11 protein-coding genes are annotated in these 11,876 nt (G+C 66.8%); 1 reads left to right on the top strand and 10 read right to left on the bottom strand.

Annotated features, from left to right (window positions below; translation table 11 throughout):
* Positions 1-113: 113 nt before the first annotated feature.
* On the bottom strand, positions 114-575 hold the full coding sequence (locus tag GJ633_RS09130) for a hypothetical protein (protein WP_156588568.1): 462 nt from the start codon (positions 573-575) through the stop codon (positions 114-116).
* A gap of 5 nt (positions 576-580) precedes the next feature.
* A complete protein-coding gene (locus GJ633_RS09135; protein ID WP_156588569.1) occupies positions 581-745 on the bottom strand; it encodes a hypothetical protein in 165 nt (54 codons plus the stop codon).
* Here GJ633_RS09135 and GJ633_RS09140 point away from each other — a divergent pair.
* On the top strand, positions 744-1,754 hold the full coding sequence (locus tag GJ633_RS09140) for a PrsW family intramembrane metalloprotease (protein WP_156588570.1): 1,011 nt from the start codon (positions 744-746) through the stop codon (positions 1,752-1,754). The genes GJ633_RS09135 and GJ633_RS09140 overlap by 2 nt on opposite strands.
* A 108-nt stretch (positions 1,755-1,862) precedes the next feature.
* Here the strand turns inward: GJ633_RS09140 and polC are convergent, their stop codons facing one another.
* From polC to GJ633_RS09180, 8 genes are all read right to left on the bottom strand, one after another.
* Positions 1,863-7,523, bottom strand: a complete 5,661-nt coding sequence (gene polC, locus GJ633_RS09145; protein WP_156588571.1) for a DNA polymerase II large subunit — start codon at positions 7,521-7,523, stop codon at positions 1,863-1,865.
* Between the two features lie 16 nt (positions 7,524-7,539).
* On the bottom strand, positions 7,540-7,959 hold the full coding sequence (locus GJ633_RS09150) for a PPC domain-containing DNA-binding protein (protein ID WP_156588572.1): 420 nt from the start codon (positions 7,957-7,959) through the stop codon (positions 7,540-7,542).
* Positions 7,960-8,112: 153 nt separating this feature from the next.
* On the bottom strand, positions 8,113-8,484 hold the full coding sequence (locus tag GJ633_RS09155) for a NifU family protein (RefSeq protein WP_156588573.1): 372 nt from the start codon (positions 8,482-8,484) through the stop codon (positions 8,113-8,115).
* Between the two features lie 49 nt (positions 8,485-8,533).
* Positions 8,534-8,860: a DUF5783 family protein gene (locus GJ633_RS09160; RefSeq protein WP_156588574.1), complete on the bottom strand. Its 327-nt coding sequence runs from the start codon at positions 8,858-8,860 to the stop codon at positions 8,534-8,536.
* A 168-nt stretch (positions 8,861-9,028) separates the two neighbouring features.
* Positions 9,029-9,208 carry a zinc ribbon domain-containing protein gene (locus GJ633_RS09165; RefSeq protein ID WP_156588575.1) on the bottom strand — a complete coding sequence of 60 codons (180 nt, stop codon included), beginning with the start codon at positions 9,206-9,208 and terminating at the stop codon, positions 9,029-9,031.
* A 182-nt stretch (positions 9,209-9,390) separates the two neighbouring features.
* Positions 9,391-9,705 carry a helix-turn-helix domain-containing protein gene (locus GJ633_RS09170; protein WP_156588576.1) on the bottom strand — a complete coding sequence of 105 codons (315 nt, stop codon included), beginning with the start codon at positions 9,703-9,705 and terminating at the stop codon, positions 9,391-9,393.
* Positions 9,706-9,853: 148 nt separating this feature from the next.
* Positions 9,854-11,281 (bottom strand): dihydrolipoyl dehydrogenase, encoded by a 1,428-nt coding sequence (lpdA, locus tag GJ633_RS09175; protein ID WP_156588577.1) that lies wholly within the window; start codon positions 11,279-11,281, stop codon positions 9,854-9,856.
* Positions 11,281-11,876 (bottom strand): 2-oxo acid dehydrogenase subunit E2 (locus tag GJ633_RS09180; protein ID WP_197431306.1); only part of this gene is annotated, 596 nt, incomplete at its 5' end. The genes GJ633_RS09180 and lpdA, both read right to left, overlap by 1 nt.

The following is an 11,876-nucleotide window of genomic DNA, read 5'->3' on the forward strand; positions in this document are numbered from 1 at the left end:
GGCGTCGAACCGCCGTCGGATCGGCGGAGACGCGTCGACGACGTCGTGACCGGCCGCGAGCAGGAGCCGCGTAAGCGCCGTGGCGTAGATGCCGCGAACGCGGACGGCCGGGCTCATAGCTCGTCGCGGTCGCGCGCGAACCGAACCCGGTCGTGAACCGTCGGGCCGAGCGAGAGCTCGACGAGGGTCGGAGGCGCGGGATCGGTGCCGGTCTCGCCGGTAGCGCCCTCGCTGGCGGCGTTCTCGGCGGTATCGTCTTCCTTGTCGTCCGCGGCCGTCCGCAGCACCCGCCCGCCCTCGACGGGGACGCCCCACCCGTCGAGCGAGAGGTACCCGCGGAGCTCGCTCCCGTGCGTGAACAGGTCGACGTCGGCCGTCGGGTGCGACTGGACCGCGGCCGTGCTGTGTGCCGTCTCCATGTCGGAGTAGAACGGGCCGTCGGCCGCGAAGAAGTCGGCGATCCGGTCCGCGTCGGCCGCGACGAGGTCGGCGACGCGGTCGGATATCGCGACGATCTCGTCGGCGTCGAGGCCCGCCTCGCGGAGGGCCCGCTGGGTCCGTGCGTCGAAGTGCATGTCCGTCACAACGCGGCCCGCCGCCTCAATCCTGTCGGCTCGCGGTCGCGGTCCGTCCACCCCGCCCGGTTGCCGTCGTCCGCCTCGTTCGGCCGTCGCCGTCCGCTTCGCTCGTCGCCGCCGTCCGCCCTGCTACCGATTAAGTGGCCGCGGTCCGAATCCGTCCCCATGCCACCCCGATCGGACCCGGTCGAGTCGCGCTCCGACGACGACCGCGACCTCTACGACATCGCCACGTGGGAGGAACGAACCTCGCTCGACGGGCTCGCGGTCGCGCTGTACTGGCTCATCACCCGCTCGACGAAGGCGCTCGTGGTCTTCGTCGCGCTGCTCGGGCTGCTCGCGATCCTCGGGTCGTTCGGGCTCGGACTCGTCTTCGATCCCGCGGTCGCCGTCCTCGTCGGCCTCTCGGCGATCCCGGCGCTGGGGCTCGCCGCGTACGTGTACGTCTCCGACGTCACGACGGGAGAGCCGCTCTCGCTGCTCGTGGCGACGTTCCTGCTGTCGATCCTCACCGCGACGTTCGCCGCGGTTCTCAACAGCGTCGCACAGCCGTTCTTCCAGCCGTTCGGCTTCCTCGGAATGGTGGTCTTCTTCTTCGTCATCGTCGGCCCGATAGAGGAGACGGTGAAGCTGCTCGCGGTCCGGCTGTACGCGTACACGGACGACCGGTTCGACGCCGTCATCGACGGCGCGGTGTACGGCGCGATCGCCGGACTGGGGTTCGCGGTCATCGAGAACCTCGTGTACATCGCGCAGTCGGTCGAGCTGGCCGATCTGACGCTCGGGATCGCGGCGCTCGGCGCCGGCGACGGGATCACGGCCCTCCGGGCGCTCGCGGGGCCGGGTCACGTCGTCTACTCCGCGTATGCGGGCTACTACCTCGGGCTCGCGAAGTTCAACCCCGGCGACCGCGGCCCGATCGTGGTCAAGGGGCTCGTGCTGGCGGCGCTGATCCACGCGCTGTACAACACGCTCGTCGGTCCGATCACGGGCATCGTCTCGTACTTCACCGGTCTCCCGTCGGTGATCACGCTCTTCGGGTTCGTCCTCGTCTTCCAGGGGGCCTTCGGGTACGTCCTGTTGCGGAAGATCTGGCGGTACCGGGACGCCTACCTCGAAACCCGCGACGCGGTCGACCCGGAGACCGACCCCGAACTCACCGAGTTCGAGGACTGACGAGGAAAGGGAGGCCGGCACGCGAGCGGACGCTCACCGGAGCGCGGGGCGGGAGCGAAGCTCTCGCTTGCAGCCGGCGGCGCTGCCGCCGGCGACGCCACCGCCACGTCACATGAAGTCCGCGATGCCCGACTGCTTGTTGGTGTCGTCCTCGAAGATCGACTCGAGCGACTCGTCTAACACCTTCAGCCGCTGTTTCGTGTAGGGCCGACAGCCGAACCGCTCGGCGACCTCGATCGCGGTGTCGACGTACTTGCTCACGGAGCCCTCGTGGACGGTGAGGTTCACCCGGCCGCCGCACTCGCGGCAGTCGCCCGTGAGCGGCATCCGGCGGTACTTCTCGCCGCAGTCGAGACACCGCGTCTCCTGCCGGGAGAACGCTCGGAGGTTCCCGATGATGTCCGGCAGGAAGTGATACTCGATCACGCGCTCGGCGACGTCCGTCTCGTCGACCGCGCGCAGCTTCCGGGCCAGCTCCAGCTGCGCGTCCATCTTCTCCATCATGTCGCCCAGCGTCTTGTACGCCGACAGGTCCGGTCCCATCGCGATGTCGGTGGTGTCGTGGGTGTGGTCGAACCCGCGGTACTCGTCGTCCGTGTCGAGCGTGTCCTCGCCGAGCTGGATCCGGTCTTCCACCTCGCCCGGATCCGCCAGCTCCCGCGACGCCTCGTACAGCTCTAGCGGATACTCGCGCACGATGTCCATGTTGTGCGCCTCGTCGTCGATCTCCGAGGGGTCGATCCGCGAGGACATGACCAGGGGTGCGTCCATAGAGTTGTGAGCGTATAGCCAGTCCGCGGTGAAGACCGGTTCTCCGCCGACTTGTAAGTCGTAGAGGTGGCCGTCGTACTCGACGGAATCTATGTCGGTGACCCGGAGGTATGCGAGGTCACCGTCAACGAGCGGGCGAATCGTCTCAAGCTTCTCGCGCGCGGTGACAGGGAGGTCATGTTCATCAAGGGTCTCGACGATCGACTCTAGCTGTTCGAGACTAATATTCTCACGTCGTTTGAGGTATTTCGGAATGGTTTCGGTGATGTCTGGGATGTCCATCTGCCGGATTTCGAGGAGTTCCTCCGGGATGCTGACCGTGAGGCTCTTCGGCTGGTACGGGTCTTCGCCGTCGAGGACACGTCGAAGCGGATTGTCCGAGGCACCGCCAGAGACGGTGATGGTGTAGATCCGTTGCCGAGGCGGTTCTCGATCGCGTGTCGAGACGTTCGCGACGATACCGAGTCGGTGTAGCAGGAACACGATCCCGTCTTTGAGGTCTTCACTCGTCGTGTGGAACGCGATCGTCGTCTGGTTGTCGTCGCTTGTTTCACTCCCGTCTCCGACGATAAATCCACGTAGGAACGATCGCACCGTCGATCGGTCCCCGCGTCGAATCGGCTCGGGGACGATCTTCTCACTCGAGTCGTAGGACTCCTCGTCACGGAATCCCAGTTCAAAGAGGACATCCTCGAACACGGCCGGGAATCCGATTTCGTATGCCTTGTTCGACCACCGTACCGACGGCTCGACACCGAGCGTGTCTTTGATGATACGCTCCGTCTGTCGAACGATCTCCTCGTCGGCATTGGTGATCGTCGGTCGAACGGACGAGGTCGAGCCCTCAGCGGCGAACAGTCCGAGAAGCCACGAAAAGTCGTCGTTCATCGGAATGAACCGTGAAATTCCCTTCGAAGACCCTTTTCGGCCGATCTGTGGGTTCAACTCGGCACGCCAGTTTCGTGATACCCCTTCGATCTCGCGGAGAGTTCGCAGGGCAACTTTCTTTTTTGAGAGGCGGTAGGAGAGTCCGCCGTCGAAGGCAGCGCGCGCGTCACTCCCCCACGCCGAGTCGTCCCACACCTCACGGAGATACGATTCCACCGATTCGTCGATAAACACGTATGGATCGTCGACACACTCGGCGACGTCAACGACGGTTCCCGCCTGTGGTTCGACATCTAGTTGTTTTGGTGCGACGACGAGGTCTCCAGGTTTGAGATCATCACCGGCAACTTCCTCGATACCGTCATTGTACCGGAACAGGCTGTGGTTCGGTGTGATGTCGAGCGAGCGACCAAACTGCGTCTCTACTTTGAGCAGTGTTTCATCCTTGTCGGCGCGGTATCGAATTGCCTTCTCGATCGGCTGGAGGCTCGACTTGTGATTCTCGTCGAAAGTGTACGTCTGCCATCCCTCTCGCACACAGGTTCGCTTTTTAAACTTCCCGTCGATCTCGATGGGTGATCCAAGTTCGTTCCAGAACTCATCGAACGTGAGGTATCGGATCCGCCCCTGCGGATCGCGGGCAACAAGTCGGGAATCCTCCGAGACGCTTCCACCGCGTTGATCGGGAAGGTATTCTTTCGAGAAATTGAGCAGTCCGTCCATAAGTAGCATGACGCAATCCTCGTCCCCGTCACACTGGGCGACCAGTAAATCGTTCGCCACAAGCGTGTGTGTCTCGGCGACCGTGAGATTGTAGGTGTGCTCAACGTCGCTTTCGAGAAAGTCGATCGAGGCAACTACATCCGTTTCGATCCCTCCGTCCGCCGTCACGTCGGCAGTAGTGCCCGCCGATATCTCCGGGCGGAGAGCCGTCGCTGGAACCGAATCGCCGACCTCCAGTTCGTTCGCGGTGATCTGTTGAACGCCTCCGTCCGCGACTCGCAGCATCGTGTGGTCAGGCGTTACGCGAATCGAACGCCCACGCCGGGTCTCGACCCGAACGAGATGATCTTGGCTCAGGTGTTTCGAGACGGCGTTCACCGCCTGGGTCGACCTATTTCCGTCTTCGTCGATCGAAGGGACCTCGACGTTGCCGTCGAGTTCGTCGACGAGCGTTCCGAAGTCGTCGGTCTCAGGATCGTCCAGTCGATCCTCGACGAAGGCCTCGATGGTCTCGCGGTGCCATCCCGCGTCGTCTCGGTACGAGATCTCCGTCTCCGGGTGGAAGCAGTTCCGCCGTTTCGCGGCGTGAAAGTACGGATGAGCGTATCCCACCGCGGCCGACGTGAAACCCACGACTCTCCCGACAGTTGCGGCGCTCGTGTGGGGGGCCATCCCGAAGACAAGCTCGCCGACGAGGTCGTCGCGCTCGTTCACCTCGTAGAAGCGGTCGAGCCCGTAGAACTGCGCTAAGAGGTCGTCGACGAAGTCGGCGGTCTTCAGCATGTGCTCGGCCGCGCCGTCGGAGAGCACGATGTCCTGGACTTTCAGCTCGACCAGCTGGTCGTCGTGTCGCAGCGGCTCGCCGTCGATGTCGGTCTCGTACCCCAGCTCGCGGAAGTGATCGGCGGTGACGTCGAGCTCTTCGGGACGGACCGCGGTCACGGGGAGGTCGGTCATGTCGTAGCGGACCGTCCCGTCTTTGAACGACGTGACGCCGTTTTTCGCCCGGAGAACCCCCTTCTCGATCGGCTCGGGCGTCTTGTTCCGCGAGGTGAGCCCCTGGACGCCTTTCAGGATCTCGAAGGCGGCCTCGCGCTCGCCGACGGCCGCCAACGCGGAGCGGTACGCGTCGTTGACGTCGATCTCCCGGCGAGTCGCGGCCGACACCTCCCACTCACACCGCGGGCACTCGACGCGGCCGGCCTCGTCGGGCTCGCAGACGGTCCCGCAGTCGCCGCACTCGTAGTGCGGCTCGGTGTGCGTCTCGCAGCCGGGACACAGCGCCCGGTAGGTGTGATCGCCGCAGTCGGGGCAGACCCGGTCGGCGACGTCCAGCTCCAGCCGACCGCGGCGCCCCCGGTCGTCCATCGTGTTCGCAGCCTCCGCGACGTCGCGCTGGGGGCCGCCGGCCTCGTTTATCGGGAACAGCGTGTGGACCGCCGGCGAGAGGTCGCGGCTCTCGGACTTCTCCGGGCGGCCCATCCGGTTGCCGACCCGGGTCGGGGCGCGTTCGCGGACCTCGAACGGCGCGACCTCGTTGACGGCCTTCACGGCGTTCTCGCCGCCGTCCCACTCGCGGGCCGCCTCCGAGAGGTCCTCCCACGTCTTCCGGAGCCCGTCGTCCACGCCGAGCGACTGCGCCAGCGGCCGCCAGGCCGGGATCCGGAGCGCGTCGGCGGTGGCGGCGTGTTCGACCAGGAGCGCCTCCAGCGTCTCCCGGGTCGTCTCCGTCCGCTCGATCGCGAGGACGCCCTCGACCACGTCGCCGGCGGCGACTGCGCCACCGAGCGCCTCGAACTGCTCGACCGAGACGTCGTGCCAGAGATAGGTGTACTCGGGGTGCAGCGGACAGTCGTACTCGTCCGCCCACGCGAGCGCCTCGTCGACCGCGGGATGTTCGAGGTCGACGTGCGGATCGTCCCGCAGCGCCTGCACGTCCGCGCCGGCCGCCTCGAACTCCTGGACCCACCACTCGGGCACGTACGACGCGGGCGCGAGCGGGTGGTTGTTCTCGACGAACTCCCCGTAGTTGACGAGGTACTCGCCGAGATCGAGCACCTTCTCGACGCCGTTGCGCACCGCCTTCGCCTCCTCGGGGTCGTCGATCCGGCGGACCTCGCCGTTCGCGAGCCGCACCGTCGGCCCCTCGATGGAGTCGACGGGGACGACCCCGTGGGCCTTCCCCGGCCGCTCCGTCTTGATCTGCGTGCCGGCCGCGAGGAAGTCGTCGACGAGGTGCATCGTCGCCGGGTGGACGCCCCCCGTCGCGAACCCGTGGTTACGCGCGCGTCCGTACCGGAGCCGGAACCCGCCCGGCTCGCTCGGGTGCGTGAAGACCGGACGGCCGGCGATCAGGTCCCGCAGGAACTTCTGGGAGGGCTCCGCTCTGGGCGGACCGGTCAACGCGTCCCCGTCTTCGGCGGCGCCCTCCTTGTCCGCTCCGTCGCCGTCGGCGATCGTCTCGTCGGCCTCTGTGGGATCGTCGTCGCCCTCACTCGCGTCGTCTCCGGCAGCGTCGCCGCCGTCCCCATCCCCCGCGCCGTCCGTCCCGATCGTGCCGTCGATCAGGTCCTGGAGCCACGGCCAGTCGACCTCGTCGAGCTCGCGGGTGTACCGCTGGATCTTCGGGGCCTTCAGCGCGATCCCCTCGGCGGCGACGAGACACATCCCGCCGCGGGCCGAGTTGGTGTCGACCCGCTCGAGGTCGCGGAACCCCGAGACCTCCTCGTCGCTCGTCGCCTCGCCGTCGAGCATGATCGGGATGTGCTCGGCGATGAACTTCGACTCCTTGTCCTTCGGCGTGTACTGGAGGCCGGTCTCTTTGTCGTACAGGTCGATCTCCTCGGCGTAGCGCTCGATCTCCTCGTCGCGGGGCTTGTACTCGTCGACGCCGAGCAGCGACCGGGCGTAGTCGGCGACGAGCACGGACAGCGCCTGCGCGGTCCCGCCCGCCGACCGGATCGGGCCGGCGTAGTAGACGTTGACGAACTCGGTGCCGTCGTCGTTCTCCAGGATCTCGACGCGGTCGATCCCCTCGATCGGCGCGGCGACGACCCCCTCGGTGAGGAGCGCGACGGCGGTCCGGACCGCCCCCTCGACCTTGCCCGCCCGGGAGTCGTAGTCGCCGACGGTCCCCTCGACGAAGTCGGTGACGAGCTCGAGCGCCGCCTCCTCGCGGGATATCTCCCCCTCCAGCTCGCGGACGCGTTCTGCGACCCCGTCGATGCCGAGGATGTTCTCGACGCGGTCGGCCATGTCGCGGGCGACCGGGATCTCGATCTCCGGCTCCGGGTCGCGACCCTGCTCCTTGGCGGCCTCCGCGACCGCCCACGCCTCGTCGAGCCGCTCTTCGATCCGGGTGAAGTAGCGCTCGTCCGCGGGTCTCATCGCCGTCCGTGCCGGTTCAGAGCCATAGGTCGAGGTCGGTGGCCGGATCGTGCGACCGCTCTAGCGGCTCCGCGAACGCGCGCAGGTGACACTCGCCCGCCCACACGGTCGCCGAGTCGAGGTGGCCCGCGAGCGCCTGCCCGCTCGGCCGCGACAGCACGGCGTGTGTGTGCGCGAACACGTCGCCCTCCAGCAGGGAGACGTTGCCCACACAGGCGGCGACCTCCAGCGGCTCGTCGAACGTGACCGACCGGTACTCGGTTTCGTCCTGGTCGTAGAACCAGACGTCGGCGTCCTGGACCGCGCCGAGCGCCGTGAACCAGCCGGCCTCGACGTCTTCCGCCCGGGCGAGGGCCTCGATCTCCTCGCGCCAGTCGGCGCCGGTCTCGAAGCGCGCGACGTACTCGGCCGTGGACTCGACTTCGCGATGGTGCATAGACGCGGTCAACGCCCGCCGGGACAAAAAGCCTTCAGTCGCGGCGGATCGCCCACTGAACCAATTGATATAGCGTTATTTTGATTTACGACGGCGAACGGCAGGACGCGTGACTACGCGGGGAGAGAGCAAAAACGGAACGCGATCCGACCGTCAGAAGGGGGCCTGGGGCCCTTCGTCGTCCCCGTCGTCGGTCGTCTCGCCGGGGAACGAGGGGGACATGCCACCGCCGGTGCTGCCGAGATCACCGTCGGCGCCCGCGTCCATACCGGTGTCGGCGTGGACCGTCTCGATCTCGGGGATCTCCTTGACCATCCGGGACTTGATCGCCTGGATCGTCATCGGAGAGATACCGCAGCCGGAGCAGGCGCCGCCGAGCTGGACGGTGACCTCCCCCTTCTCGGGGTCGAGGTGGCTGATGGCGGCGCTCCCGCCGTGCATCTGGATCTGCGGGAAGTTGCGCCGCAGGAAGTTCGTGATCCGCTCGCGGAGGTCGTTGTCCGCGTCAGTCGCGTCCGTGCTCATGCCCGAGAGTTGGCGGTCGGCGGGCTTATGCCTTTGGTTCGGGTGGCTGTCACTCCGGTCGATCGACGCCGAGCGTCCGGTAGAGCTCGTCTTCGATCCGGTCGACGTACTCGTCGAGTATCGTCGCGAACGTTTCGTCGTCGACGAGGACCCCCTGGAGCCGCTCGCGGGGGTTCTCGGGGAGTTCGACGCGGAACTCGCCGTCCTCGTAGAACGGCTCGGACTCGTTGAGCACCATCTGGTCGATCCCGTGGATCAGCTCCGAGTCGTAGCGATCGTTCATCTGCTCGAACGCGTTCTTGTACGCCCGCTGCAGCTCGTTGAAGTAGTGGACGTACTTGTCCTCGAACTTCTCCGGGTCGAACTCGTCGGCCATGTCGTCCGATAGCCGCGGGCACCGAAAAAGTCGGTCGATCCGGCGCCCTCGATATACTCTATCTCGCTATATAAATTCGGCTATCGACGTTGGGACGCGCGGGTTTCGCTGAAAGTAGGCGCTACGCTCCCCGATCGTTGACCGAAGCGAAGCCGCGAGGAAGGTGGTTCACGACAGCGACGTGAACGCGTCCTCGTCGTCGTTGCCACACTCGGGGCAACTGAACCAGTAGGAGTCGGGATCGCTGTATTCGAACTCGTTGCCACACTCTTCACACCGGAAGGCCGGGTCGTGGTTGTCAAGCCCGACTGCCTCCTTTACTGTCTGGAGCACCGACATGGTGTCCACTCGGACGTGCACGGTTCCGGACAGTTATACCCCCGACTGGGATTCAGGCGCTGTAGCGACCGACAACCGTCGAGTGAGATTTCACACGGATCACGCGGAAAAACTCGACGCTCGGTTCCACGTTCTGGCGGAATCCGGTTCGGATCGGCGACTTCAGACCGCCAAGTCCCCCGCCGCGTCAGTCATTCGTCGATCTCCCGCCGGAGTTCGATGTTCACGTCGAACCCGCCCGACTCGACCGCGAAGCAGATCCGTTCGAGCGTCGTCTCGTACACCTTGTAGTGGTTGCCCTCCTCGTCGATGCGCGTCTCCTCGGCCAGGAGGTCATACTCCTGGCAGACATCGATACGGCGATAGACCGTCGGCTGTGACACCGACAACCGCGCTGCGAGGTCCTCCGCCGACATCGGTTCCTCGTCGGCGAGCGCCAGGATCCGTCGTATCTCCTCACGCCCGAACACGTCGAAGACGGTCTCGGGGTCCCACTCCTTGGCCACGCCGGGATCCGACGCCACCCAGACCGTTAAACGTCCGGGTGTGTCCACGAACGCTTGTACCGGCGACGTTCCTACTTCACGTCCTCCTCCGCCTGTCGGAACAGACCGCTCGTATATACGGGGGCCTCCGCTCACGGAAACCGGAACGTCACCGGTTCAGCGTGTGGATCGCCTGCCCGCGCGCGTTCTCCGCGGCCTCCATCACCGCTTCCGCGAGCGTCGGGTGGGTGTGCACCGTCGCGGCGACGTCCTCCAGGGTCGCACCCATCTCGATCGCGAGCGTGATCTCCGCGATCAGCTCCGACGCCTCCGGGCCGACGATCTGCCCGCCGAGCACGAACCCGGTCTCCTCGTCCGCGACGATCCGGACGAAGCCGTCGGTGTGACCGGTCGTCATCGCGCGCCCCGAGGCGTTGAACGGCATCTCGCCGACCGCGGGGTCGAACCCCTCCGCCTCCGCTTCCGCCTCGGTCATCCCGACCGTCCCGATCTCGGGATCGGTGAAGACGGCCGCCGGGACCGCCCGCTGGTCGAGCGCAGCGGGCTCGCCGGCGATCACCTCGGCGGCCACGACCCCCTCCTTCGACGCCGCGTGCGCGAGCATCGGCTCGCCGGCGACGTCGCCGACGGCGTGGACGTGCTCGACCGCGGTACGGGTCCGGTCGTCCGTCTCGATGAACCCCCGGTCGTCCGTCTCGATCCCGGCGTTCTCTACGTCGAGCCCGTCGGTGACCGGCCGCCGGCCGACCGCGACCAGGATCCTGTCCGCCGGGTACGACGACTCCTCCCCTGCCTCCGTCTCGGTGTGGAGGACGTAGCCGCCGTCGCCCCCCTCGGACCACCCGCTCGCGCCCTCGCCGAAGTGGAACTCGACGCCCAGCTCCTCGGCGCGTTTCCGGACGATCCGTTTGACGTCGTCCTCGTAGGGGTCGAGCACGTCGTCGAGCATCTCCACGACCGTCACGTCGGTGCCGAGCTTGGCGTACGTCGTCGCCAGCTCCATCCCGATGTACCCGGCGCCGACGACCGCGAGCCGGTCCGGGACGGCGTCGGCCGCGAGCGCGTCTGCGGAGCTCCAGACGTGCTCCGCGTCGAACGCGAATCCGGGGATCTGGATCGGCCGTGACCCCGTCGCGACGATCGCGTGCTCGAACGCGATCGACTCGGAGCCCTGTCCGTCGCCGCCGTGGGCGACGCGGACGGTGTGCTCGTCGACGAACGACGCGGTCCCCTCGACGAGGTTCACGCCGTTGGCCTTACAGAGCTTCTCGACGCCGCCGGTGAGCCGGTCGACGACGCCGTCTTTCCACGCCATCATCTTGTCGAGGTCTACCGCGGGGTCCGCGTGTATCCCCATGAACTCGGCGGTGCCCGCCTCGTGCGCCAGTCCCGAGCCAGTGATGAGCGCCTTCGAGGGGATGCACCCGCGATTGAGGCAGGCGCCCCCGTAGGCGTTCTTCTCGACGAGCGTCACGTCGAGTCCCTCCTGTGCGGCGCGGATGGCGGCGACGTAACCGCCCGGGCCCGCCCCGATGACCAGTACCTCCGTTCCGGTTGTGACGTCTCCGACGACCATTATTCGTTCAAGAGCAGCAGCGGGTTTTCCAGGTGTTCCATGACGGTGTTCGCGAACTCGGCGGCGACCGCGCCGTCGACCACGCGGTGGTCGATCGACAGCGACAGCGGGAGCGTCGGCGCCGCGACGACCTCGCCGTCGCGGACGACTGGCCGCTCCTCGATCGCGCCGAGCCCGAGGATCGCGGTCTCGGGGTAGTTGATTATCGGGGTGGCGTACTCGCCGCCGATCGCCCCGAAGTTGGTGATCGAGAAGGTGCTTCCCTTCATCTCGGCGGGCTTCAGCGTCCGTTCGCGGGCGCGTGCCGCCCGGTCCGTGACCGCCTCGGCCAGCTCGAAGAGCCCCTTCTCGTCGACGTCCTCGACGACGGGGACCATCAGCCCGGCGTCGGTCGCGACGGCGATCCCGAGGTGGTACTCCTTTTTCAAGACGATCTCCTCGTCCGCTTCGCGGAGCTCGCTGTTGAGGTACGGGTACGCCTTCAGTCCCGCGACGATCGCCTTCATCACGAACGGCATGTAGGTGAGCTTCACGCCGCGTTCCTCGGCAGCGGGTTTCAGCCGGCTCGCGGGCCGTCGACGAGGCGGTCGACCGC

Source organism: Halorubrum sp. CBA1125 (assembly GCF_009742825.1).
Classification (GTDB): domain Archaea; phylum Halobacteriota; class Halobacteria; order Halobacteriales; family Haloferacaceae; genus Halorubrum.